The sequence below is a fragment of the Vagococcus elongatus genome (assembly GCF_003987645.1).
GTDB classification, from domain to species: domain Bacteria; phylum Bacillota; class Bacilli; order Lactobacillales; family Vagococcaceae; genus Vagococcus_A; species Vagococcus_A elongatus.
This window is the reverse complement of record NZ_NGKA01000001.1, coordinates 231,468-256,973: the sequence shown is the minus strand read 5'-3', so window position 1 is coordinate 256,973 and position 25,506 is coordinate 231,468. Positions and strand designations below refer to the sequence as shown.

The following is a 25,506-nucleotide window of genomic DNA, read 5'->3' as shown; positions in this document are numbered from 1 at the left end:
TAGAAAAGGAGAAAAAGTAATGTCTTTTGTACGACTACCATTAGAAACAACGTTCAACACCCGTGATTTAGGAGGAATTCCCACTAGAAATGGCAACTTTACCAAGTGGGCTCAACTGATTAGAAGTGACGATGTGTCAAAAGTCACCCCTCATGATGTTGACTGGCTTAAAAAATACGGCGTAAAAACAATCATTGATTTAAGATCCAATCAGGAAAGAGAAGAGACGGGTTATAATTTTAATCCTCATGATTTTTCCTTAGTCCATTTACCTTTGATGTCTTCAGAGGGGGTTGATGATGTGACGAAATATGATGTGGATAATGTTTCTATGGGAGATTTATACATTCAGTTTCTCAAAGAAGGCGGAGAAAAATTTCGTCAGCTGATTGAAATTACTGCCGATGACAATAACGGAGGGGTCTTGTTCCACTGTGCTGCTGGTAAAGACAGGACAGGGGTCCTCGCCGCTTTATTATTAAGTGTATTAGGGGCAGGCAAAGGTGATATTTTAGCCAATTACGAAACGACTTACACCTATTTAAGTCAAAATCCCTTGTTTAAAAGTCGTTCAGACTACGGTGAACTCCTTCAGAGCCGTCGGGAATGGATGGAACAAGTGTTGGATTTCTTGGATAGTGAATACCAAGGTTCCGAAAATTATTTGAAATATTATGGGGCCAAAAAAGAAACAATGGAGATGCTGCGATACAAGTGTTTAAGTTTTTAATTTGTCTGAATAAAAAAATTTCATGGGACTGAGGAGTCAATCTGATTCTTTAGTCCCATGATTTTTTGGCTGATTTTCAAGGATTTCTAGGAGCAAGCTGCGGTTTGCCTTCAGCATCGATCAATGGTGTGAGGGCTGTTCCAGATCCGCTAGCAACGACTAAGTATTGAACACCAGTGAGAGTGTCAGTAATCACCCGGACATCCACCATTAATCCAAGTCCTTTTTGTATATCAATTTCAAAACGTTCTAACATAGTGACTCACTTCCTTCCATTTTTTCCGGTACTTCTTAATCTATAACATCTGTTGATAATCAAAAGTACAAAGCTGACCAGTGCAATCACAAAAAAAACCGTCAGTTGCAAGGTATGATTTTTATATTGGAAATAAATGGCGGTGTATGGATAGTCAAGATAAAACAACCACCAAATCGTATCCAGAAGATAACAAATACCCGTGATGAGAAGCAGGATTTTATCTGAAAGTAGCCATTTCGCTTGTCGTGTCAAAAATAGAAATAGAACTATCAAAACCAACGTAACAGCAATAACAGCCAAGCCTTCAGACATATGATAGTCCATACTGCCAACTCCTTTTTTATTCCAATCATACTTAGTCCAAGCTTAAAAGATATCTGTTGTTAAAGCAAACCATAGCTGTCAGAACAATGAAAAATAATCTGATATTTTTGATATAGCGTTGCAGCAATAACTATCATAACAGTGACAAAAAGCAGTTTCTCGGAAAAAAACTCTCTCATAAACTCCTGCTGCGTTTAATTAATAATGACGAATTCATCTATATGATATATAATATAGACGTAAACATCTATATGGGTAGTGGTATAGTCGTTTTCGTCTATATTTATTTTAGTTAGCAAGGAGGAACAGCCATGAGGAATAAATTATTTTCCATATTTATTATGGATGTGACAGATTCCAGTAAATTTGAAAACTATCAACAGCTATCTCAATACTTATCCTTTTGGGAACAGACCCTGAATGATTTTTCTTCAAATATTCAGATAAAGGCAAAGTATCGGATGGGGGATGAGATTATTTGCGTGGCCGAACATTATTTCAGTGCCTATCTTTTGGCTAACCATCTGTTGAGCCAATGGAAATTTAGAGAAGCCATGCCGTATTTTGGGATAGCTTTGGGAGAATTTGAAAAAGACATTGGCGAAATCGGCGAACTGGAATCTTGGAACCATCCGTCCATCAAAATAGCACGGGAAAAAACAGAGGCAATCAAGACAGGGGACAGACAAAGTTATTTTGCTATGTCCATGTCTGATTTTTCAATGCTATCAAAAACAAGCATGAATACAGAGATGGAATTTTTATTTCATCTGCAATCCTTGTTGATTAATGAGCAGTCTAACAGTCAACGGGAGGTTTATTCCCTTTATAGTTTATTAGATAAACAGCAGTTAGTGGCAGAGGAATTAAATAAAACTCAAGCCACTGTCTCTGCCGGTTACAATCGTGGAAAATCAGATTTGTTAGCAGAAACTTCTAATTTATTACTTGAAAAACTCGAAACACTGGAAGCCTATCAGCAACTTGCTCTCTTGCATCGGCCGTCCGCTGATGTTTCAGACAAGCAAATACTTTCCCGGCAGTTTCTGCACGAGCCTGAAAAAACAGAAGAAACTATTTTTGAAAACCGGCAGAAAATTCATTCCACTAGAGAAAATTGGGAAATCAACTTTAAGCACCATCTTTTTCAACGTTTCAAAAAATATCCGGAGGTGCGCCCATGGGAAATTTAACACTGGTATTGATCATCGGGCATTTATTGGCAGATTTTCCTTTGCAGCAGCAGGGTATGAAAGAAACTAAAAAAGGCATACGCACCCATGTGATGACACATATTATCGTCAGCGGCCTATTGTCAGTGATTTTTTTATTTTTCTTTTCGAAGGTGAATTTTGCGTTGATCTATCGTATATTGCTTACAATTGTTTTGATCAGTCTTTTTCATTTTCTGGTTGATTCGGCAAAAGAAGGACTAAAAAAACATATCGACCAGTTTATCAGTACCCCTCATATCAGGATGGCTGTGCAAACAGGTCTATATGTACTAGATCAGCTTATCCATTTGACAATAATTGTATTGGTAGTCACATGGATATTTGGCATCAAATTTAATTTTTATCATTTTTTTGATGCGTTTATTCAGAAGGAAATACAGCTTCCTTTTAGTACCCAGATTTTATTGACAATCATCGTGATATTATTGAGCGTGTTTTTTGTGGGCTATTTGATTGCCAGTGTGCTAAGTTATTTTAAACCTGACAATGAAATCAGAGAAAAAATAAAAATGGAAGAATGCCGTCAGCAAGATGAGCGGCCGCATATCATTGAGAAAGTTACCATCAAGAAGGCCACCTATGTCACTGATTCCCCGGAAAAAGCCGGCATGTGGATAGGTATCCTGGAGCGACTGCTGATTTTGATCCTCTGTTTAGCCGACAGCATTACAGGTATCTCTTTCATTATCGCCATGAAGGCACTGACACGTTTTAAACAATTCGATGATAAAAGCTTTGCAGAATATTATTTAATCGGCAGTATGCTAAGTATTATGTTTTCTTTGATGCTCGGTTATTTCTTGCGATTTGTTTGGATGGTGTGAGGAAAATTGCTGCCTTATGATTATGAAAGGAGCTGTAAGATGTATCAACCAGTTATTTTATCCCATCATGGCTCCGAATATTTCGAACTTCCTCCACATCCTGCGTTAAAGGAGTTGATTCAAACCTTTTGGGTCAGTCCGGTGGGAGATTCTCATCATCGGGTGCTGCCTGATTTTTGCGGAGATATTATTTTGGTATTTTCACAAAATCTAAGACTTGAAAAACTATTCTTTTCAACGCCTCAAACAGATTATTTTATTTTTGAGGGGAATGAAGACGATATAATTGTCGGCATCAGGTTTTACTTGCAAGGTTTTCCTTTGATTTTGGAATATCCTTTAGCTGGCCAAAAAAATGATTCTTTGTCAAATTCAGAATACTTTGCAGATTTTTCTGCGTTTATCAAAAGGTATGAGAAATTTCCCAGCCTTTCCAGTTTGCTCAACCAATTAGATACTTATTTTTTAAATAAATTGTCAGAGAGAAAATCGTTGGGTTCAGAAATATTTTTAAACAACTTTATCAAAAATGCTTCCAGCAATTTAACTTACAAAGAAGTGATTCGCAAAGAAGTGATTTCTGAACGCAGTATTCAGCGGAAATTTAAAGAAGAAATAGCGTTATCTCCTTATGAATTGTACGATACGATACGCTTTCAGAATGTCTTACAGGAAATCCAGAAGGGTCAAAAATCATTTATTGATGTGACTTATGCTTATCATTTTCATGATCAGGCACATTTTTCCAAAACCGTTAAGAAGTATAGCGGGTTATCTCCGAGACAGATTTTATTTGCGTGTCGTAATTATACAAGCAACACTTAGAAAATTTTATTACAATAGGCTTAAGAGAAAGGGGAGATAATATGAAGCTGGATATGATTGGCATCATTGTAGAGGATATGGCCAAAGCGATTGATTTTTACCAGATATTAGGTTTTGAAGTAAAAGGGGAGAAGTCTGACGACTACACAGAGTTAGTTAGTCCTGCTATTAGGATTTCTCTGAATTCCAAGAAAATGATTACTGGAATTTACGGTTTTGAGCCAGCACTGACGGGAGAAAGACTGGAACTGGCTTTTTTATGTGATACGCCACTATTATTGGAGCAAAAAGTTGAACAGGTAAGACGAGCCGGATTTAATATTTTTAAAGATCCTTGGAATGCCTTTTGGGGTCAGTATTATGCCATCCTACAAGATCCCGATGGAAATTACCTTAGCTTATTTTGCGAAACACTCAAAGAGGGGAGCATGGATTAAATTTGGAACCTGATGAAAAAAAGATGAAACACAAGGAAAAGGATAGTTGTGCCATCTTAGAGGACCTTAAAGAAAGTCTATCTGAATGGCCGGGGGCGAATGTCTATTATCGTAAAGACTGGGAATGCGACTATTTCAATGTTACCGGGAAATTTTTTTGTCTCTCTATGGATAATCCTCTCCATGGACCTATTGTGACAATTAAAGGGTTGCCGGCAGATAACGAGCTTCTTCGTGAGCAGTATGAATTTGTGATTCCCGGGTATCATGTGAATAAAACTCACTGGAATTCGATTAAACTCTCAGAGTCAACCTTTAGTCTTGAAGAATTACGTGCTTTGCTGAAACACTCCTATGAGTTAGTGGTGGCGGGGTTGTCTAAAAAAGTTCGACAAGAGTTGAGTGATCGAGAGGTTGGAAGAGAAAAATAATAAAATTTTTCTATTAAAAGTCAAAAGATTGAAAATTTAACGATTTATTACAAAGGAATCTACTGTAAAGTTAAAAATCATAACCACTCTATACAAGGGTGGTTATGATTTTTTCTAAATTTTCTAATTAAAATCCATTATTATCGGAAACTTTTTTAAACCAGCGTCCGCTGTTCTTGATGCTGCGTTTGTAATCCTTATCTAATTCTACAGAGATAAAGCCGTAGCGGTTTTTGTAAGCATTTAACCATGACCAGTTATCCATACATGTCCACATATGATAGCCAAGGCAATTGGCACCTTCCTCAATGGCTTGGTGAACGTATTTTAAATGTTCGCTGACAAATTCGATTCGGTAATCATCCTCGATGACACCCTCAGCATTTCTGAATTTTTCTTCACCTTCCACGCCCATACCGTTTTCGGAGATATAGCATGGAATGTTGCCGTAGTTGTCACGCACATTGATAAGAATATCATAGATACCTTTTTCATAAATTTCCCAGCCGCGATGAGGGTTCATTTTTCTTCCCGGCATTTCATAGTTATCAAAAAAGTCATCAGGCATTGGACCGTGTTCATGGTCAACAGGTGTTTCTTTTGCTTTAACACGTCTAGGCTGATAGTAATTGATACCTAACAAGTCGATGGTATTTTCTTTAATAATTTTTAAATCATCTTCTTGGATTTCCGGCATCATGTCAAGTTCTTTAACGATTTCTACTAATTCGCTAGGAAACTCTCCTTTAATGGAAGGGTCTAAAAATGAGCGGTTGAACATAGCATCGGCAATCACAGAAGCTTTAACGTCTTCAGGATTATTTTCATCTCTAGGATAGCTAGGCGTCAAATTTAAAATAATGCCGATTTGACCATCCTGATTCATTTCACGGTACACTTTGATTGCTTTGGCACTGGAAAGCATTTCATGATAACCAACCTGAATCGCGTGAGCCATATTGATTTCAGCAGGGTAGTGGAACTGATATAAATAACCTGCTTCTACGGGAACGATTGGTTCGTTATGTGTAAACCATTTTTTAACTTTGCTTCCAAATAATTCGAAACATGTTTTTGCAAAATGGACATAGGCATCAACGGTTTCACGATTCATCCAGCCTCCTTTTTCCTGTAAAGCCATAGGCATATCAAAGTGATAGAGATTCATGAATGGTTCGATGTCATTTGCAATCAATTCATCAATCAAGTTATGGTAGTATGCTACTGCGACTTGATTGACTTCCCCAGTACCTTCAGGAAACAGTCTGCTCCATTGGATAGAGTGGCGATAGGTATTGTGTCCAGTTTCTTTCATCAATTGGATATCTTCTTTATACGTATGATAAACTTGAGAAGTGTCAGCTGGACCTACTTGATTAAAAAATTTTTCCGGTGCTTCTTTAAACCAATAATCCCATATGTTTTCACCTTTACCGTCACCATCAAAAGTTCCTTCTGTCTGTGGCCCGCTAGCGGCAGATCCCCACCAAAAATCTTTTGGAAATTTATATTCTACCATGTTGCTCCTCCTTCAAATATTTGTTCACTCCCATTATAAGGCAAAACATTAAAAAATAAAAGCCTAGACATTTATAAATATAAGTGCTATCATTCTGGTGGAATCGATTTCGAATACGTATTGCTTTAATTTGTTTAATTTTAATTTAGGAGATGACATTATGAATTTATCATTCATGGATAAGTTGGCTGAAAAAATCATGCCTCTTGCCAACAAGTTAGGGAGTAACCGCTATTTAACAGTTTTACGTGATGCATTTATGTTATCATTCCCATTAACGATGTTTGGTTCAATCGTTGTGGTGATTAACAATTTACCTTTTTTTAGTGATCAAACTAAGGGACAGCTGGGAACACTATTTGGTAATGGACAAAACGCAACAATGAGTATTATGACAATCTTTGTTACCTTTGGTATAGGTTATTACTTATCAAAATCTTATGAGTTGGAAGGTATCTTTGGTGGTGCAGTTTCTTTGGCTTCCTATTTGATTCTGACTCCTTTTGTAATGTTGACTGAAAGCGGGGAAGAGATTTCTGGCGTTTTGTCATTAGACAGACTTGGTGCTAAAGGAATGTTCATCGGGATGATTGCAGCATTTGTTGCAGCAGAAATATTTAGCCGGGTGACCAAAAAAGGTTGGATGATAAAAATGCCGGTAGGCGTACCACCAGCAGTTTCCCGTTCATTTGCTGCACTTATCCCTGCTACAGTAACTTTATTTGCCTTTTTAATCATAAACGCTGTTGTAGTTGGAGTCTTTACAACTAATTTGCACGACGTGGTGTACGAATTGATTCAAAAACCTCTAGTCGGGTTGGGAAGTAGTTTGCCAGCCACATTGCTTGCTTTGTTTTTAGTTCAATTTTTATGGTTTTTTGGATTACATGGACAAATCATTGTCAATTCCGTGATGGATCCTATTTGGAACACACTGATGCTCGATAATTTGGAAGCTTATAAAAATGGTTTGGAACTGCCACACATTATTTCAAAAGCTTTTATGGAAACTTTTACAGTTGGATTGGGCGGTTCCGGTATGACATTGGCTGTGGTTATCTTGCTAGTCTTTGTCATGAAATCTAAGCAATCAAAAGACATTGGAAAACTTGCACTGGCACCAGGACTTTTCAATGTAAATGAGCCTGTGATCTTTGGATTGCCTATTGTGATGAATGTTACTATTTTTATTCCTTGGATTTTGGCTCCACTTGTTGTGACGTTATTCAACTATTTAGTCATGGCAATTGGTCTTTTCCCTACACCTACAGGAGTTTCTGTACCGTGGACGGTACCCATTGTGTTTAGCGGAATTCTTGCGACTAATTCAGTTTTGGGAGGCGTACTGCAAATCATAGATTTTATTCTAGTAGCAATAATTTGGTATCCTTTTGTCAAAATCATGGACAAACAACAGCTTGCTATGGAATAATCCGGGAACTAATCACAAAAAGTTACTTGATAGTTTTTATCAGGTAACTTTTTTTATGGTTGAATGCTATAATATGGATGAACTAAGGACGAAAGGAAGAGAGAGTTGACAAAATATGAAAAAGTAGCTGGTATCATCAGGAAACGAATCTTGTCTGGTGAATATCCAGAAAATACTCTGATTCCCAATCAAACAGATTTTGTTGAAGAATTTAATGTCAGCCGGATGACTGTTAATAAAGCTATCAATATGCTGATGATGGAAGGTCTGGTGTATAGTCAGCGTGGTGTGGGCACCTATGTGTTGCGCAACAGCTCATTTAAACGTTCGCCGACTTTGGCAAATGATTATACAGGTCTGACAAAGGGATTGAAGGGAAGGAAGATCAGGAGCAAAGTTTTGTTGTTCAATGTAGACTTTCCTTCTGAAGAAATTCAAGAACAACTGAAAATCAGCAGTCACATTCCTGTATATGAAATCATCCGGCTGCGCTTTGTGGATGACGAACCTTTTGTAATCGAGCATACGTTTATGCCGACAGATTTGGTGCCAAACTTAACAACAGAGATTATCGAACAATCGATTTATACTTACTTAGATGAGTTAGGGATTGAGTTTGCCGGTGCTCATCGCTCCATACAAGCGGACAAGCCTTCCGAATTAGATCAGAAATATTTAGATTGTGCGGCGGATGACCCGGTATTAGAAGTGGAACAAGTCGTGTATTTAAAAAATTCCCGTCCCATCGAATATTCTAAAAGCAGAAACAGGTATGATAAAAAACGGTATACAGTGTTGGATGTTATCCAATAAGTTTAAGTGATGTCACAATTAGTAAGCAGAAAACAAGCTCAACTTTAGTGTTGTCCACAGAAGTTGAGCTTGTTTTCTATCTAATTTAATCACTTTCAGGTCGGGTAGTTTCTTTCTGCAGGTTTTCTTCAAATCTTTCTTCAATACCGTTACTGTAGACGAAAACATCAAGTGCTTCTTGAGAAGCTAAGTGGGAAAAAAAGTATTGGGGGACATCTGTATCCACAATATTTTTAATAAAGCTGATAGTTAGTTTATCTCCACAGGAAATCAACCCGCAGGCCATTGGGCTTTGTTGGGTAGGGTAGGCAAAAATTTCAGCATGTTCGATTAGTGCGAGCATCTCTTTCGGTAAATCCATCCGTCCCAAATTGGTCAAGGTAATCGTCTTTCGCCGTTCACTTAAATAGCCGAAGCCGATTCTTACAGCTAATTTTTTAACAAACAGCGGCACGAATTTTGAAGCCAAATTACGCTCGAAGTTCACATTATGATTGATGGCTGATTGCAAATTGCTTTTGCTGGTTTTTTGCAGCAACATTTCTTGAATTTGTGGAACTAAATCTTTCAGAGTGATTTCGTCATTCATATAAGCACCCACATTAACCACCGTAAAAAAATTTTTCAATGTTTTTGAACCAAACACTGGTCGCAAGTTCACCGGCACCGCAATAACGATGGGTTTTTTCTGAGCCTTCTCGGATTTTCTCGTCTGATAAATCGACATCAACAGTAATGAAGCCAGATAAGCAGTGATTGAGCCTCCATAGGATTTGGCCACTTGATTGAGTTGACTGCCACTGGTAACACCGCTGATGGTACTTGCATCTGAGTCCTCTAGGCGAACCCCTTTTAAATGATAAGAAGCCGGACTTGAAGTGCTCTCTGCGTAGATTGGCGTGTAATTGGCAGAAAAACTGTCTTCCAGCTCGTCGCGAGAAATCGCATCTTTGGCTAATAATATTTTATTTTCATGATCTAATTCGTAACCTTCAATCAGAAAGTAATAATAGACCAGAGTTTTTAATAATTCAATAGCGCCGCCTCCATCAGTCAATGCATGAAACATTTCAATGGAGATACGGTAACGGTGATATAAAATTCTTAAAGAATAGCCATCGTCCTGATTAGATATCGGTTCACAAGGAGGATTGATTTCTTTTTTTATCTTCAAAGGGTGCCGATTTTCGTCTAAGTAATTCCAAAAGATACCTTGTCTTAAACGGACAGTAAACATTGGAAACCTAGGCATCACAACGTTGACTGCTTTTTGCAGAGACACAGGATTAACCTTTTCTTTTAGGACGACTGCAAACCGAAAAACCGATGAATTGTTTCTTCCGGAAACAGAAGGGAAGACGATTGCGGCATTATCTAAACGATACCAATTGTGCATGGGAAACCTCCTATTTTTAAAGGTGAGACAGTTAAATTTTCTTAATCAAAAGTGAAATCTTTTTTGTAATTCATATAATAATCTTCTTCCCGAAAAAATGAAAATCCCCACAACGGTCATTACTCCATAAAGCAGAGAAGCAATACTTGGCCATAGGACATCCACAGCTTTCAGTAAAAATAAAATGAAAGGCAACACATTGACACCTAAAATCAATAAAATATAACCTATATCGTCTCGCCACATGGATTTATTTTTGACAGACCAGAGAGTCATAATAAAACCTGTAGCAATCCCGAGGAAGGGGATGACGAAATTTAATGACCATTTCCCATAACCTGTGACATTGTCAACGATCAGGAAAAAAACGGTTAATATGAGATAATTATTCCATAATGTTTTTGCAACGAGGTTGATATTAAATTTTTGATATAAATCCTGTCCTAAAAACCAGATATAAAAAACGGCAATAGAAAGAATCGGCGACCAGCCAATAGGTTTAACTTTCCAAGTCAAAGCATTGATGGCTAAAGAAAAGACGATGATCGAAATGGTGACGAACGTCCAAACCTTAACAAGAAGTTTTTTCCTTTTTGCAATTTGTGGATATTCCGGATAAGAGACGTGGGTATCCTTTATGCTTTCTCTTAGTTTAATCCCGCATAATGGGCAATTCAAATGATTGTCAGCAACATCGACTTGACAACGAATACACTTGGTCATAAAGAAAAAACTCCTTTTTATTTTTTCAAACCACCTTCAGTTTACCATGATTAGGCAGTAACTGAAAATACCGAATATTTATTTTATTTACTTTGACAGTGTAACACTATACTCGATATGAGACCATAATGAAGTTAGGGAGCGGGTAACGATGTCAGAACATCATCACACGTGACGTTATTTGCATCTCGAAATAGTTATAGGGTTCACACATGTACGACCGTTTCTAAGATAAAAACTATCAAAAAAACTTTCTTTCAGAATTTCTGAAAGAAAGTTTTTAAATATTTGAACGATTAGCGTAAGTGCGCCAGTTGATATGGCGAGCTTCACACCAAGTTTTTAATGGTTCATAAAGAATGATATCTGTTTGCTGCAATTCGGCAATCTCTGCCGCACCTAAAAGTGTCATCATTGTACGGATATTTTCTTTCCAACGTGTCACTTCCTCAATAGTTTTTTCTACACCTTCATTGACGACCAAGTGGAGAAATTGACCAGAAAGTCCAACGGCACGAGCGCCAAGAGCTAAAGATTTTACAATATCAAAAGGGGTGCGAATGCCGCCAGAAGCTAAAATTTCTAAAGGTTCAGGCTGACTGTTCGCCTCTAGTAAGGCAATCGGGGTCGACTGTCCCCAATTTTCAGCAAAAGAAAAATCTTTCTTCTTTCTTCTGGAGTTTTCTATCTGAATAAAGTTTGTGCCTCCTCGACCGCTGACATCTATCGTATGAACACCGGCCTGAACAAGTTGTCTGATGGTTTCCCGACTCATCCCAAAGCCGACTTCTTTAACAATCACTGGTACACCGACTTTTTCAACCGTCTGTTGGATATTAGCCAGCCAATGGGAAAATTTGCGCTCGCCTTCAGGCATCAGTAATTCTTGGGGAACATTCACATGAATCTGCAAAGCATCCGCTTGAAGCAAATCCACTGCTTTCAAATAATTCTCTAAAGGGTGTTCAGGTCCCATATTGGCAAAAATTTTCCCCTGAGGATTTGTTTTTCGAATGATAGAATAGCTTTCACTTGTCTCGGGGTGTTTGATTCCAGCACTCACAGAGCCGGAAGCCATTGCCAGACCAGTTTCTCTAGCAACGGTAGCCAAATCAAGATTGATTTGCTGCGTTTTTTTACTTCCTCCAGTCATTCCGTTGATGAAGAAAGGGAAGGGGAACTCTAATCCAGCAAAAGAAGTATTCATTTTAACATCTTCAAAGTCTGTCTCAGGAAATGAATGATGGATAAAACGAATGCTGTCAAAATCGCCTGAAACAGTTGACTGATAAAATTGTTCAGCTAAGGCCACATGCTCATCTTTGCGATTTTTATGGATACTCATGGTATCCCTCCTTATTTTATAGAAACAGGTAGTTTTTCGTGATGAACTGCTAGAGGGAGGTGTGTGATTCCAGCATTTTTCCATTCTTTAAACAATTCAAAATGATCTTTTGTCTTGTTTATCAGAACGATGCCGCAATCTCCTCCGCCAGCACCAGATGATTTTGCCGCTCCCATATAGTCTTCGGCAATTTCACACAACTCAAAAAGAGCCGATGTTTCGATATGGACACGACTTGAGGAACCCAATTTTTGCAGCAATGCACGATTTTCTCGAATACCGTGCTGAATCGCTGAAAGATTTTGTTCCTGAAAGGCTGTGATAATCTGAGACACGATTTGTTTGCTTTTCTTCAGAAATACTTGATAGGTTTCTTTGATTTCAGCTTTTTCATCATTCAGCAAATCTACCAGATGAGTAGTGGAAGCAGGGGAGCCGGTCCAACCGATCAAAAGTTCTAAATCTTCGGGAGCTTCTAATGGCTGAATGGACAAAAGAGGCCACTCCATCTCTAATATTTCTAATAAACTGTGCTTAGTTAACTCCTTGGCTAACCAGTCACGATCAAAACAAGAATAAGCAATCCATCCGCCATAAGTACTGGCAGCCAAATCACCAAAAGAACCGTTACTATTAATAGCAAGATGGGTGATTGCCGCTAATTTATAAACTGTTTCGTGAGTAAAAGCGACACGGTAAAACTTTAACAAGGCTTTGATTGTTGCAACGGTGACGGCACCGCTGGAACCAAGACCATACTTGCGACCGTCTTTATTGTCTAGGTCGCTATCTATTTCTATATTAAAAAATGTTAATTTTTTTCCAAGTTCTTGAATATACTTTTCAGTCGTGGTCACAGCTTCTGCCACATAAGCAAAAGGATTTTCTCGTTGGTCGATAAAAAATTTTCCTTGTTTACGTGTCCAAAGAATCGGAAAGTTATTGGTCAGACTGGAACGAATGGTTCCCAAGTTATTTGTTTCTTTCAGACGGACAGTGATATATTGTTCCAGAGCCACCAAAATAGCTGGGTGTCCCGGCTCAAGTACGGCATATTCACCCGCAATATATAATTTTCCCGGTGCACTTGCTTGAATCATTCGTTTCTTCCTTTCTCAATGTCTGTCAGCAGATAAGCTCCCTGACCCACTCCTGAAAAAATACTAAGGTTTTCAGGAAAAGTATCATCCAAAATTTGTTTTATTTCTGCCGCCTGTGACTTTCTGCAAAGAACCTTCACGTTTGGCCCAGCGTCCATTGTATAGTAACATGGCAGACCTTGTCCACGTATTTCTGTGACTTTTTGTAAAACTTTGACCGTCAATGGTTCCCAATAAGAAAAGGGAGGAATTGCCCCCAACATCGTACCATGCATTTTCATACCGTTTGCTTCAGTTATTTCACCTAAACGTATAAAATCTTTTGCTGCAATGGCTTCTTTAATCATGTGAAGGTCTTTTCCAGCTTGTGCTACCCAAGCTGGATAGAAAGCTGATGTTTCGACCGTTAATTTCATGCCTTCCCGGCTTGAGAGTTTCTTTTTATCGGTGCTGACAGGAATGGTCAGCATGGCGATGTCCCAAGAGGCATCATCGATTTGTTTCGCACAACTGTCGAAACTGTTTGTCCCCATGTCCCATTCTACAAAACCGCCGAAAATACTGCGCGTGGCACTCCCAGACCCCTGGCGTACAAAAGTGGACAAAGTGGTTTTATCCATTTTCATCCCTGTCAACTCATTTAAAGAGGTGCCAAGAGCAGCGAATGCCGAGGCGGAGGAGGCTAGTCCGGCAGCAGTAGGCACATGATTGGTGCTTTCTACTTTGATTTTAGTTGAGATACCGGCAGCCTCACGAAACAAATCTATAAAAGCTGAAATTTTTTCCTGTTCTTTTTTTTCTTGCGTTACACCATTTAATATAAAGATATCTTCCTGACTTTCAGGTAAGAAAGAGGTTGTCGTATCAGTATAAAAAGCATCTAAAGTTAAAGAAAGGGAGCTGTTCATCGGTAAAAATAATTTTTCGTCTCTTTTTCCCCAATATTTTATCAGGGCAATATTCGTGTGAGCTCTAGCAGTTATTCTTTTTTCAGTCAATGATGCTCCCTCCGTTCATCTCAAAAATCCAAGTTTCAGCAGCGCCAGCGTTTGCCAAGCTTTGAGCGATGTCAATGCCGTGTTTTTTATCTTTTCCTAAAGCAATCATACAGCCGCCGCGGCCGCCGCCTGTTAATTTTGCACCTAAAGCACCGGCTGACAGGGCAGCAGTAATCAGCTGTTCAAGTTCTTTACTTGATACGCCTAAGTCTCTTAAAAGTTTATGGACGGCTGACATATGTTTTCCCAGTTCCTCAGGTAAATCATTTTCTAAGAAATAAAGGGATTCACGGGCTAATTGACCTAACGCCCGAATGTCAGCACCGTATGTTTCAGGAGAATGTTTAACTTTGTCTGCAACATCCTGAACTGCCTCTTTAGTTTTTCCTGTTATCCCTGTATCGCCAACCACTAGCACCCCATGTAAATTCAAATCAAAAGGGGAGAGCTCCTGATTTTTTATATAGTAATAGGGAACGTGACTGCTCGTCATCAAAGCATCCAAACCGCTGGGATTGCCATGAGCGATCTTTTCAGCCTCATTAACGATTTCAAGCAGTTGCTCATCAGTGAGAGAACAATCATAATAATCAAAAATGGCTCTTGTTACAGCCACGGCAACTGCGGCACTTGACCCCATGCCTCGTTCTGCAGGAATCGTACTTTCTATTTTTATCGTAAGCCAGTCATTTTTTTTGATTTTCTGCAAGGAAATATCAATCGCTTTGTGCAAACTTTCAAGCAGTTCAGGCATTTCATCTACTAGCCCCTTGTAAAACAAGCAGTCAATCGATGTTTTTCCTTGATTTTTTTCCACTGTTGCTTTGATCTTTACGGCAGGAAATGGGATAGCCACGGCTGGTTCTCCATAAACCACCGCATGCTCTCCCATTAAAATAATCTTTCCATGTGCATACCCAATCCCCTGAGTCATTCTCTACCTCCAAAATCATCTACTTTTTGACTACCAAATTTTTTTCTAACTATTTCCCATGATTACTTTATCAAGATAATTTTAACTGAAAAGAGAAATGAAAGGCTATTGAATCTGGTATTTTTAATCATTTCTTATGTTTTATAAGTAAACTTAAAGCAAAAATAAAAATGACTCATCAGTGGACGAATCATTCTATTTATTTGGTTTTATTGAGGAAGCTCGTTTGGTTTCTTAGCATCACGCAAAGCTTCCAAAAGTTGGTGAGCTGTCTCTAAAGTCATGTTATCTTTTTGTCTTAGTTGTTCAGCTACTTGATTGATTTCCTCCCCTGCGGCTCCGGCGTGTATCGCCAAAGCGTTGGCATGAAGGCTCATGTGTCCTTTTTGGATGCCCTCCGTTACTAAAGCTCTCAGTGCGGCAAAATTTTGTGCTAACCCAACAGACACGATGATATTCGCCATTTCTTTAGAGGATGAAGTTTTCATTAATTCCTGGGAAAGTTTTGCAATGGGCAGCACGCTCACAGCTCCGCCTAATGAGCCAATCAACATAGGCAGGGTGAGGGAGCCTTGCAAGTATTTGCCATCGTTACTTAACTGCCACTGACTCATTGCACGATAGCGTCCTGTTCGGCTGGCAAAAGCATGTGCAGCTGCTTCAACGGCACGGAAATCATTTCCGGTAGCGATGACGACAGAATCAATGCCGTTCATGATTCCTTTATTATGGGTCACGGCACGGTAAGTATCCAGTGAGGCATAGTCAGAAGCACGAATGATTTTTTCTGCTACTAGGCTTCCTGAGAGTGTGGTTGTTGCTAGGTCTGACACCTGAATTTCACAAGTGGCTGTTGTCAAAGTCTGATCATTATAATTACTTAAAATACTGAGCAAAGGTTTTGCTTTCAGCCAGTCAGCTAAGATTGGCTGAAGACCTTCTAAAATCGTGTTGACGATGTTTGCTCCCATGGCTTCTTGCACATCTATATGAAGATAGACCGTTAAGTATTGAGAGACACCTTGCTTATCTTTAATAATCTCGATGACTACTTCTTGCGTACCTCCGCCTCGCCTGACAATAGAAGGGTGAATCTGATCAGCTAATGCAATAATTTCAGCTTTATTTTCTTCTAAATAATTTTTTGCATAGTCAACGTCGGTCAAGTCATAAAAAATTAGTTGTCCAGTTTGTAATCGTTCGCCAGAAACAGCCTTGAACCCGCCAGTTTTTCGGACGTAGCGGGCGGCATTACTGCAAGCAGCTACAACAGAAGGTTCCTCTACCACCATAGGGACAACCACATCTTTTCCGTTGACAATAAAATTGAGGGCCACCCCTAAAGGCAGGGGAAACTGTCCCACTTGATTTTCTATCAGATGGTCGGCAATCTCGTCAGTCAGTAGATTGTTTTCTAGAAAGTACGCCATGGCTTCTTGCGTGAGAAAACGCTTGTCTCTTAAAAGAGATAAGCGTTCCTCTCTATTTTTTTTATAAAATTTAGATAAATTAGATGTTTCGTTCATTGCTGTTCCTTTCATAGCTCAGACTTTTCAGCGGAAAGCATAATGACGCTGATGGTCGCGAATTTCTACCAGCTGGATTGGAGCCGAGTCAAAGCGGTTAGACAATTTTAAAGAGGTCCCGTTTTCCGGCAAAGCTTCCATGAAAAGTTCTTCATATTCTGGAATAGTCAAGCGTTCTCTCTCATCTAATAATTGTTGATGTTCTTTTGTGGCAAGATGTTTTTTAAATCCTTGAACCAGTTCGCCAACGAAAAATTCTCCCACAGCTCCTGAGCCATAGCTGAACATGCCGATTTTATTTCCTGCACTGATTTCTTGGCTATTATCCAACAGAGAAGCTAGTCCAAGGTAAAGAGAGCCGGTATAGATATTGCCGATATTTTTTGTATAAAGAATACTTGCTTCGTAATGTGCTAATATACGATTTTTTGTTTCTTCTGATACTTTTTCTAATTCGTTTGCCATCGCTTTTTTCCCCATTTTTGAATAGGGAAGGTGGAAGCACAACGCTTCAAGCTCTTCCAAAGAAAAATCATAGCGTCTTTGATATTCATGGAGAACTGTTTCAAAAAATTGAATATACGCTTCATTTGAAAATTTACCGTCCACCATGGCAGTATCAGAATAATTCGGGCGCCAAAAATCAAAAATGTCTTTTGTGAATGGCAACGTCTCGTCACTGACTGTCATGATTCTTGGATCAGCACTGATCAGCATAGCTACGGCGCCTGCCCCTTGGGTGACTTCTCCAGCAGTATTCAAACCGTAGCGAGCCAAGTCAGAACCGACAACTAAAACTTTACGATCTGGGTGGGAAGCTATATAGTCTTTTGCCATCATGATTCCTGCGGTGGCACTGTAACACGCTTGTTTCATTTCTATAGCTCGGGCGAAAGGATTTATATTCAGCAGGCGATGAATGGACACCGCTCCTGATTTAGAATAGTCTGTGCCGGATTCAGTTGCGAAAATCACCATATCTATTTTGGACTTGTCCGCTTCTGAAACAATCGGTAAAGCGGCGTTTGCACCCATGGAAACCGCATCTTGAGTAATTGGGTTGATTCCCATTTTTTCCTGACCAATCCCAATGATGTATTTGTTTGGGTCTGTGTTGCGGGCTTTCGCTAAGTCAATCATATCAACGTAGAGAGAAGGGGTGAAAAAATTCAGCTGATCAATCCCGATGGGCAATTTAGCCATAGTCTACTACTCCTTGTCATTAATTATTTATTTTCATAGAGAGTTTAGCATAATTTGTCAAAAATCAGAAATCCAGCAGAACAATTTAGTGATTACTTAATAAATTTCACAAAAAAACATCATTCCTCCAGATAGCATTATTTGGGAATGATGTTAAGTTTATTTTGGTTCTTGCAGTATTTTAATTTCAATAATCTTGACGTCATTTTTTGGCTTTTCTCCGTCAACTTCCACCGCTGCAATTTTATCTACCACATCCATACCTTCGAAAACTTGTCCGAAGACGGTATGATTGCTGGCACTGCCTTCGTAAGTATAGTCTAGATAAGGGGCGCCGCCTTCTTTGTACTTCTCAATGATCGGCTCTGGAAACTCGTCTTTCAGAAGTCCGCTGCGAGTGGACACATCGTCTTTATTTTGAACAATAAAAAACTGACTGCCATTTGTATCCGGTCCGGAATTTGCCATGGAAAGGGCACCGCGGATATTGAACAATTCTCGATTTGATTCATCTTTGAAAGGTTCTCCCCAAATACTTTCTCCGCCCATTCCTGTGCCTTCAGGGTCTCCCCCTTGAATCATAAAATTATCGATGACTCGGTGAAAAATAACGCCATCATAATAGCCGTCTTTAGCATGGGTAACAAAATTTTCCACTGTTTTTGGAACGATGTCAGGAAATAATCTAAATTTAATCGATCCCATGGAAGTGACCATTTCTACCAGATATTCATTATCTGCGACGTCTGAATCTAATTGGGGAAGAGCGGCATTCGAAAAATCAACAGGTTCGGAAGATGTTTCGATCGTCTCTTTTGTTGCTTTTTTTCCATGATCATCAGTGGCATCTTTAGATGTTCCGCAAGCAGTTAAAAATAAAACAGATGCACCGATAGTTAAAATCCTTAGCACTCTTTTTTTCATTTGAATCCTCTCTCTCTAAAAAAATCTATGATGCCATAGTATCAAAAAACGCTAATGATTGAAAATTAAATGTGAAAAATTTTATGTAAACATAACTTTTTAAACACTCTTTTGAATAATTTGTTATAATGTTATTTTAACCAACTAAAATCGGGAGGAATGTAGGAATGGGAAAACTTGGAATTTCGATTTATCCGGAAAAGTCAACTTTTGAGAAAGACAAGGCATATTTGGATTTGGCGCACGAATACGGATTTAAACGAGTATTTACTAGTTTGCTTCAAATTAAAGATGACAAGGAAAAAGTGCTGAGTGAGTTTAAAGCTGTGGTCGATTATGCGAATTCTCTCGGGTTTGAGGTGATGGTCGACATTAATCCTGCTTTATTCGATCAATTAGGGGTGTCCTATAATGATTTGTCATTTTTCCATGAATTAGGAGCAGACGGCATTCGTTTGGATATCGGAATGACTGGTCAGGAAGAAGCACGAATGACCCGCAATCCTTATAACTTGAAGATTGAAATCAATATGAGTTCAGGGACCAGCTATGTGGATAATATTATGAGCTTTTCTCCTAATCAGAAAAATCTGCTGGGGTCGCACAATTTTTATCCTCACCGCTATTCTGGTTTAGACTACGATCATTTTGTTTTCTGTTCGGAAAAATTCAGAAAGCATAATTTGAATACGATGGCTTTTGTTAATTCTCGTGAAGCTGACTTCGGCCCGTGGCCTACACAGGACGGATTGTGTACACTAGAAGAACACCGTACACTTGAAATCAGTACGCAAGTCAAACATCTGATGTTGACTGGTTTGATTGATGATATCACTATCGGAAACGCCTATGCCTCCGAAGAAGAACTAAATGCCATGTCCAAAGCATTTTTTGCAGACTATCCTTCAATAAAAGTGGTGCCTCATAAAGATATCACAGAAGCAGAACGGGTATGCTTGTTTGATAATTTGCACAGCTACCGTGGGGATCGTTCCGCCTATATGCTGCGTTCGACTATGACCCGAATTTACTATAAAGATAAAGACTTTCCGCCACATCATACAGTGGACATGACTAGGGGAGACGTGCTGATAGATAACGAAGGTTATGGACAGTATAAAGGTGAAACCCAAATCGCTTTGAAAGAAATGAAAAATGACGGGCGGGTCAATGTGGTTGGAAGAATTTCTGACAGTGAAATGTTCCTATTGGATTTCTTGAAACCTTGGTCAAATTTCAAATTAATTGAAGATAAATCAAATTAAACAATGACACAAAAAAAGCATGGAAAAATCATTCCATGCTTTTAGTCTTCTTTTATTCCTCTTTTTCTGAAAAAGAAGGAGGAAAGGTTCGGAGCCTGAGTTCAACTGCTATCAAATCTATTAGCGCGTTCAGATAAAACTTGAATTCATTGAAGGCCTCTAGTTCAAACTTTTGATAGTGATGTTCAAAGTTTGAACCTTTCAGTTGAATCAAATCAGTTGAAGCAATATATTTCATTCTTGGCAAATAATCTTCGATACATTGATAAAGGGATTTATTTAAAAGTTCTTCTTTGGGTATGTTTAACATGACAGTAGCAAAATCTTTCACTAAAATTTCTAACGAAAATTTATACCCGATAGCAGCTAAAGTTAAATTATTCTCAGCTTCACTGCTGGAAGCCTGATGATAGACTTCGATGAAGCGAGGAGACAAATCAGTCAGCTGCTCACTAAAAATCCGCTTGCGAAGGGGTGGTGTGATACCTAAAAATCGGGCATTGACATCACTTAAATTACGTCGTGTGTGAAAAGTAACATAGTTGTCAAAGCATTGAGGACATTTCCACGAAAAAACTTGCAAATGGGTTTCCTTTGCATACTTAAACACGCCTGAACTATTGCGTATAGGCAGGATGGCATGGTGGCAGTTTGGACATTCTTTAGGCAACGTCACTTTTGCATAGTTAAGCCATCTCTCTGTATTGCTCCCTAAATTGATTGAAGTCATCTTGTCATCAGACATATCAAAACACCGCCGTTATATTTTATTTCTCTCTATCATCATATCATAAGACGAGAAGAGGATGTTTATTTGTGATGGGTCTGTCTATAAGGCAATGCAGCATTAAATTATACAAAAAGCATACCCCACAGGATATGCTTGATAATTTTTAATAATCTTTTTCTTTGATATTGCCATCTTTTTTAAATACTTCATAAAATCCAGCCGTTCCACTGCCGCCTTTTTCTTGTGCGCTTTTTGAGACTAGTTTGATTACATAAAAATCATCAGTTTCTCTCCATAGCATATAATAAATATCATCATCTTCTTCTAGAAAAGCAGTCAAAGTGTTGATCGCTTGTTCTTCACTTTTAATAAGATTATTTTCTGCAGAAGAAGTTTCCGTTGTTTTCTTTACAGAACTGCTGTTGTCAGTATTATCAGAGTAGTTGACTGAATCGGAAGTCTTTTCTGCGTTATTGCTTTTTATTTCTGTTGTGGTCGATGTCACCATATCACTTTGGGAAGAATATTGGGTATCTTTTCCATCATCAGCTTGTGTACAAGCGGTGAGTACGAAAGCCAATCCTAAAAGCAACATCAGCGTGCTGTTTTTTTTCATCATGACCCGCTCCCTTCTATATATAAAATTTTATCGCAATTTGTCGTCTTTAGCCAGAAAAATAAACGATTCTAATCATTTTAAGCTTTAATTCTTTTTAATCTTGGGATGGATGATAAATATAAGTTGAAAAGAATTTTAGAGATGCTAGATTGAAAAAATATTAGGTGAAAGACAAATAATCATCAATAAAATTTTTTAGAACCAAGTTTTTTTAGAGACTGGCTTTAAATATGTGAGAAAACAATAAATCATTGGACAAAAACCTATAATATCAGTAAAATAGAAAAGGATTTGATTAAGAGTAGGAGGACAAAAAAATGTCCATGTTTTTAGATCAGGTAACGATTGATGTCAAAGCCGGCGATGGCGGCGATGGAATGGTTGCCTTTAGAAGAGAAAAGTATGTGCCTGAGGGTGGTCCAGCCGGCGGTGATGGTGGTCGCGGGGGAGACGTTATTTTTGAAGTGGATGAAGGCTTGCGGACGTTGATGGATTTCCGTTTTAATAAACATTTCCGGGCAAAAACCGGAGAAAATGGAATGCGAAAAGGAATGCATGGGCGCGGAGCAGATGACTTAATTGTTGCTATTCCTCCAGGGACGACTATTCGTGAAAAAGAAAGCGGACGTCTGTTGGGAGATTTAACCACGCATGGGGAACGTTTAAGAATTGCTAAAGGCGGTCGCGGCGGTCGTGGGAATATCCGTTTTGCCACTCCTGCCAATCCGGCACCTGAAATTGCCGAAAATGGCGAGCCGGGAGAAGAATTCCGTTTGGATTTAGAATTGAAAATACTTGCTGATGTAGGTTTAGTAGGATTTCCTTCTGTTGGAAAGTCCACATTATTGTCTGTTGTCTCGAAAGCGAAGCCAAAGATTGGCGACTATCACTTTACAACATTGGCGCCCAACATTGGCATGGTTGCATTAAAAGACGGCCGAAGTTTTGCGATGGCAGATTTGCCGGGATTAATTGAAGGAGCCTCCCAAGGTGTTGGTTTAGGCACACAATTTTTACGTCATATTGAACGTACCAGAGTGCTGCTCCACGTAATTGATATGAGCGGCATGGAAGGGCGAGATCCGTTTGAAGATTATCTGATTATCAATCAAGAGTTGGAAGCCCATAATTTGCGCTTGCTTGAGCGGCCGCAAATCATTGTGGCTAATAAAATGGATATGCCGGATGCTAAAGACAACTTGCAAGAGTTTAAGTTGAAGCTGGCAGAACATTGGACTGGAAAAGAAGCACCAGTGATTTTCCCTGTGTCGGGCATTGCACATCAAGGGATAGACGAATTGCTGATGGCAACTGCTAATCTGATTGAAATCACGCCAGAGTTTCCGCTTTACGAAGAGGAACTTGCCGCAGATACCGATGTGCTTTATTCCTTTGAAGAAAGTCAGCGTGACTTCGAAATCACTCGTGATCCAGATGGAACGTGGGTGGTTTTCGGTGAAAAACTTGAGCGTTTATTTAAAATGACTAATTTAGAGCGTGACGAAAGCATCATGAGGTTTTCTAGACAGCTTAGAGGCATGGGAGTCGATGCCGAATTGCGTCAACGAGGGGCTAAAAATGGTGATTCCGTGCGAATCGAAGATTTTGTCTTTGAGTTTGTCGACTAATGCTTTAAAATAATAGCTGAGACGTGACGGTCTCAGCTATTTTTATCAATGAATGTTAGAAAGTTTAGGTGTCATATGGAAATAGAATTTTTAGGTACGGGAGCAGGCGTTCCTTCAAGACAACGTAACGTGACGGGGATTGCTTTGAAACTTTTAGATGAAAGAAATGCGGTTTGGCTTTTTGACTGTGGGGAAGGGACTCAGCAGCAAATTTTAAAAACCAGCATTCGACCGAGGAAAATAGAAAAAATATTTATTACTCATTTGCACGGGGACCATATTTTCGGATTGCCCGGTTTGTTGAGCAGCCGTTCTTTTCAAGGAGGGGAATCTCCTTTGACTATCATTGGCCCGACAGGTATTAAAGAATTTGTCGAAACCAGTTTAAAAATTTCTGATTCTCATTTAAAATATCCGATTATCTACACTGAAATCGATAATGGCGGTTTGGTTTTTAAAGATCATCAGTTTGAGGTTACAGCTTTACCACTCGATCATCGAATCAAGAGTTACGGATTTCGTGTTCGGGAAATGGATCACCCCGGGGAATTGCTGGTAGAAAAAGTGAAAGCACTTGGTATCCCATCAGGACCTGTCTATGGTAAAATCAAAAACAGGGAAAAAATAATTTTAGAGGACGGACGTGAAATTGACGGCAACGACTTTGTCGGACCAGAACAAAAGGGTCGTATCGTCACGATTTTAGGAGATACGAGACCTCACAAAAATATTGGGATTCTCGCCCAAGATGCGGATGTCCTTGTTCATGAAAGCACATTTTTATCTGATGAAAACAAGATGGCTAATGCCTATTTCCATTCAACTTCTAGTCAAGCAGCAAATGTTGCGAAGGAAAAAAATGTAAAACAATTATATTTAACTCATATCAGTGCCAGATATTTGGGCAACGACATGAAGCTGATGGAAAAAGAGGCAAGAAAAATTTTTCCAAAGACAAAAGTAGTCAGAGATTTTGACTGTTTTGAGATACCTTTTAATAAAGAGGAGCGGATGACATGAACAGACTGGATAATAAAGTAGTTCTAATCACTGGGGGTTCTTCGGGACTGGGAGAGCAGATTGCCTATGAGTCAGCTAGACAGGGGGCGACTGTCATCGTCTGTGCCCGGCGAGAGCATGAACTGATTTCAGTTTGCCGGAGATGTGAAGAGCTTTCGGGAAATCAGGCTTATTACTATGAATTAAATATCGCCCAACCCGAGAGGATCGAAGAAGTGTGCCAAGAAATTTTCATGGCTTTTCCAAAAGTTGATATCTTGGTAAATAATGCCGGCTTTGGTTTATTCCGTGATTTTCTTGAGTTTGATATGGCGACAGCTGAACAAATGTTTCGAGTCAACGTGCTTGGTTTAATGTATATGACGCAAAAAATCGCCTTGAAAATGGCTGAAGAGGGACAGGGACACATTATCAACATTGCGTCTCAGGCGGCTAAAATGGCGACGACAAAGAGCACTATTTATTCTGCAACAAAATTTGCTGTTTTGGGATTTTCCAATGCTTTGCGCTTAGAATTAAAGCCCTTGAATATTTATGTCACTACGGTAAACCCCGGTCCGATTGAAACGAATTTTTTCAATATTGCTGATGAATCAGGTAATTATTTGAAATCCGTGGACGCCTTTGTTTTAGATCCAGTCAAATTGAGCCGGAAAATTGTGAATTGCTTTAATCGGCCGAAAAGAGAAATCAATGCACCGGGTATCATGGAAGTTGCAAGTAAAATGTATACACTGTTCCCGCACATCGGAGACATTTTAGCAGCATCGATTTTTAATCGTAAATAATGAAAGAGGTGGCAAGATGAGAAAGCAGTGGAAAGTAGTTGTGAGTGCGGTTTTAGTTTTACTGGTAATTATTTTTGCTGTGATGAATACAGCTAAGGTCACACTTGATTTTGGAGTAGCCACTTTTTATGTGCCTTTAATTTATATTATTCTTGGGTCTGCTTTTGTCGGCGCAGTAGTCATCTTTCTCCTGTGGCTAACCTCTAATTTGCGACAAAAGAAAATCATCAAGCAATTAACAAGGGAGTATGAAGAACTGCAAGAAAACTTTGAAGAAAGGGTAGAGAAAGAAATCCATCACTACCAACATGATGTCGAAAATGAATTAGAGTTAAAAGACAGACGAATACGGGAATTGGAGCGAGAGTTTGCTGAATTGACCGGCAGTGCGTTTAATATCGAAACAAAAGAGAATGATGAGTGAGAGAAGGCGGAAGCCTTCTTTTTTACTTTAAACTTTCTCCAAAACAGGATAGTT

At 39.0% G+C, this 25,506-nt stretch carries 27 protein-coding genes; 13 read left to right on the top strand and 14 right to left on the bottom strand.

All coding sequences use genetic code 11. From position 1 onward, the window contains the following. Positions 1-19: 19 nt before the first annotated feature. Positions 20-730 carry a tyrosine-protein phosphatase gene (locus CBF29_RS01170; protein WP_126806404.1) on the top strand — a complete coding sequence of 237 codons (711 nt, stop codon included), beginning with the start codon at positions 20-22 and terminating at the stop codon, positions 728-730. Between the two features lie 76 nt (positions 731-806). Here the strand turns inward: CBF29_RS01170 and CBF29_RS01165 are convergent, their stop codons facing one another. Together CBF29_RS01165 and CBF29_RS01160 are read right to left on the bottom strand one after the other, a co-directional pair. Continuing rightward, the gene (locus tag CBF29_RS01165; RefSeq protein WP_126806402.1) at positions 807-986 is read right to left on the bottom strand and encodes a DUF6440 family protein; all 180 of its coding nucleotides are present in this window, start codon (positions 984-986) and stop codon (positions 807-809) included. A gap of 6 nt (positions 987-992) precedes the next feature. After that, positions 993-1,313: a hypothetical protein gene (locus CBF29_RS01160; RefSeq protein ID WP_126806399.1), complete on the bottom strand. Its 321-nt coding sequence runs from the start codon at positions 1,311-1,313 to the stop codon at positions 993-995. 311 nt (positions 1,314-1,624) lie between these two features. On the opposite strand from CBF29_RS01160, the gene CBF29_RS01155 reads away from it, so the two are divergent. The 5 genes from CBF29_RS01155 to CBF29_RS01135 are packed head-to-tail and all read left to right on the top strand — an operon-like array spanning position 1,625 to position 5,065. Next, the gene (locus CBF29_RS01155; protein WP_126806397.1) at positions 1,625-2,506 is read left to right on the top strand and encodes a hypothetical protein; all 882 of its coding nucleotides are present in this window, start codon (positions 1,625-1,627) and stop codon (positions 2,504-2,506) included. Further along, on the top strand, positions 2,494-3,372 hold the full coding sequence (locus tag CBF29_RS01150; protein ID WP_126806395.1) for a DUF3307 domain-containing protein: 879 nt from the start codon (positions 2,494-2,496) through the stop codon (positions 3,370-3,372). The genes CBF29_RS01155 and CBF29_RS01150 overlap by 13 nt, the downstream gene beginning before the upstream one ends. Before the next feature lie 39 nt (positions 3,373-3,411). Continuing rightward, positions 3,412-4,197, top strand: a complete 786-nt coding sequence (locus tag CBF29_RS01145) for a helix-turn-helix transcriptional regulator (RefSeq protein WP_126806393.1) — start codon at positions 3,412-3,414, stop codon at positions 4,195-4,197. Between the two features lie 41 nt (positions 4,198-4,238). Beyond that, entirely contained in the window at positions 4,239-4,634 is a 396-nt protein-coding gene (locus CBF29_RS01140) for a VOC family protein (RefSeq protein ID WP_126806391.1), read from the top strand. 2 nt (positions 4,635-4,636) lie between these two features. Then, positions 4,637-5,065, top strand: a complete 429-nt coding sequence (locus CBF29_RS01135) for an MmcQ/YjbR family DNA-binding protein (RefSeq protein WP_245987221.1) — start codon at positions 4,637-4,639, stop codon at positions 5,063-5,065. A 127-nt stretch (positions 5,066-5,192) separates the two neighbouring features. Here CBF29_RS01135 and CBF29_RS01130 read toward each other — a convergent pair whose 3' ends face one another. Then, positions 5,193-6,584, bottom strand: coding sequence for a glycoside hydrolase family 1 protein (locus CBF29_RS01130; protein ID WP_126806388.1), 1,392 nt, complete (start codon positions 6,582-6,584; stop codon positions 5,193-5,195). Positions 6,585-6,744: 160 nt separating this feature from the next. On the opposite strand from CBF29_RS01130, the gene celB reads away from it, so the two are divergent. Together celB and CBF29_RS01120 are read left to right on the top strand one after the other, a co-directional pair. Beyond that, the gene (gene celB / locus CBF29_RS01125) at positions 6,745-8,016 is read left to right on the top strand and encodes a PTS cellobiose transporter subunit IIC (RefSeq protein WP_126806386.1); all 1,272 of its coding nucleotides are present in this window, start codon (positions 6,745-6,747) and stop codon (positions 8,014-8,016) included. A 105-nt stretch (positions 8,017-8,121) separates the two neighbouring features. After that, entirely contained in the window at positions 8,122-8,829 is a 708-nt protein-coding gene (locus CBF29_RS01120) for a GntR family transcriptional regulator (RefSeq protein ID WP_126806384.1), read from the top strand. A gap of 85 nt (positions 8,830-8,914) precedes the next feature. Here the strand turns inward: CBF29_RS01120 and CBF29_RS01115 are convergent, their stop codons facing one another. The 9 genes from CBF29_RS01115 to CBF29_RS01075 all read right to left on the bottom strand — a co-directional run bounded on the left by CBF29_RS01115 (position 8,915) and on the right by CBF29_RS01075 (position 18,978). Next, positions 8,915-10,225, bottom strand: coding sequence for an alcohol acetyltransferase (locus CBF29_RS01115; RefSeq protein ID WP_126806382.1), 1,311 nt, complete (start codon positions 10,223-10,225; stop codon positions 8,915-8,917). A gap of 45 nt (positions 10,226-10,270) precedes the next feature. After that, a complete protein-coding gene (locus CBF29_RS01110) occupies positions 10,271-10,948 on the bottom strand; it encodes a DUF6320 domain-containing protein (protein WP_126806380.1) in 678 nt (225 codons plus the stop codon). Between the two features lie 280 nt (positions 10,949-11,228). Further along, on the bottom strand, positions 11,229-12,293 hold the full coding sequence (gene fni / locus CBF29_RS01105) for a type 2 isopentenyl-diphosphate Delta-isomerase (protein ID WP_126806378.1): 1,065 nt from the start codon (positions 12,291-12,293) through the stop codon (positions 11,229-11,231). An 11-nt stretch (positions 12,294-12,304) separates the two neighbouring features. Next, the gene (locus CBF29_RS01100; RefSeq protein WP_126806376.1) at positions 12,305-13,393 is read right to left on the bottom strand and encodes a phosphomevalonate kinase; all 1,089 of its coding nucleotides are present in this window, start codon (positions 13,391-13,393) and stop codon (positions 12,305-12,307) included. Continuing rightward, on the bottom strand, positions 13,390-14,391 hold the full coding sequence (gene mvaD, locus CBF29_RS01095) for a diphosphomevalonate decarboxylase (RefSeq protein ID WP_126806374.1): 1,002 nt from the start codon (positions 14,389-14,391) through the stop codon (positions 13,390-13,392). The genes CBF29_RS01100 and mvaD overlap by 4 nt, the downstream gene beginning before the upstream one ends. Next, entirely contained in the window at positions 14,384-15,325 is a 942-nt protein-coding gene (gene mvk / locus CBF29_RS01090) for a mevalonate kinase (RefSeq protein WP_126806372.1), read from the bottom strand. Before mvk ends, mvaD begins: the two co-directional genes overlap by 8 nt. Before the next feature lie 209 nt (positions 15,326-15,534). Further along, positions 15,535-16,866 carry a hydroxymethylglutaryl-CoA reductase, degradative gene (locus CBF29_RS01085; protein ID WP_245987220.1) on the bottom strand — a complete coding sequence of 444 codons (1,332 nt, stop codon included), beginning with the start codon at positions 16,864-16,866 and terminating at the stop codon, positions 15,535-15,537. Between the two features lie 12 nt (positions 16,867-16,878). Next, positions 16,879-18,045, bottom strand: a complete 1,167-nt coding sequence (locus CBF29_RS01080; protein WP_126806534.1) for a hydroxymethylglutaryl-CoA synthase — start codon at positions 18,043-18,045, stop codon at positions 16,879-16,881. Between the two features lie 168 nt (positions 18,046-18,213). Continuing rightward, on the bottom strand, positions 18,214-18,978 hold the full coding sequence (locus tag CBF29_RS01075) for a peptidylprolyl isomerase (RefSeq protein WP_126806370.1): 765 nt from the start codon (positions 18,976-18,978) through the stop codon (positions 18,214-18,216). 167 nt (positions 18,979-19,145) lie between these two features. Between CBF29_RS01075 and CBF29_RS01070 the strand changes: the two genes are divergently transcribed. Then, on the top strand, positions 19,146-20,243 hold the full coding sequence (locus tag CBF29_RS01070) for a DUF871 domain-containing protein (RefSeq protein WP_126806368.1): 1,098 nt from the start codon (positions 19,146-19,148) through the stop codon (positions 20,241-20,243). A gap of 52 nt (positions 20,244-20,295) precedes the next feature. Here the strand turns inward: CBF29_RS01070 and CBF29_RS01065 are convergent, their stop codons facing one another. Together CBF29_RS01065 and CBF29_RS01060 are read right to left on the bottom strand one after the other, a co-directional pair. Beyond that, entirely contained in the window at positions 20,296-20,988 is a 693-nt protein-coding gene (locus CBF29_RS01065; RefSeq protein ID WP_126806366.1) for a hypothetical protein, read from the bottom strand. Positions 20,989-21,136: 148 nt separating this feature from the next. Beyond that, entirely contained in the window at positions 21,137-21,589 is a 453-nt protein-coding gene (locus CBF29_RS01060) for a hypothetical protein (protein ID WP_126806364.1), read from the bottom strand. 320 nt (positions 21,590-21,909) lie between these two features. Here CBF29_RS01060 and obgE point away from each other — a divergent pair, with 320 nt between their 5' ends. From obgE to CBF29_RS01040, 4 genes are all read left to right on the top strand, one after another. Next, positions 21,910-23,220, top strand: a complete 1,311-nt coding sequence (gene obgE, locus CBF29_RS01055) for a GTPase ObgE (protein WP_126806362.1) — start codon at positions 21,910-21,912, stop codon at positions 23,218-23,220. 75 nt (positions 23,221-23,295) lie between these two features. Beyond that, on the top strand, positions 23,296-24,240 hold the full coding sequence (rnz, locus tag CBF29_RS01050) for a ribonuclease Z (RefSeq protein ID WP_126806360.1): 945 nt from the start codon (positions 23,296-23,298) through the stop codon (positions 24,238-24,240). Further along, positions 24,237-25,028: an SDR family NAD(P)-dependent oxidoreductase gene (locus CBF29_RS01045; RefSeq protein ID WP_126806358.1), complete on the top strand. Its 792-nt coding sequence runs from the start codon at positions 24,237-24,239 to the stop codon at positions 25,026-25,028. The genes rnz and CBF29_RS01045 overlap by 4 nt, the downstream gene beginning before the upstream one ends. 16 nt (positions 25,029-25,044) lie before the next feature. Then, positions 25,045-25,452: a LapA family protein gene (locus CBF29_RS01040; protein ID WP_126806356.1), complete on the top strand. Its 408-nt coding sequence runs from the start codon at positions 25,045-25,047 to the stop codon at positions 25,450-25,452. Positions 25,453-25,506 lie beyond the last annotated feature (54 nt).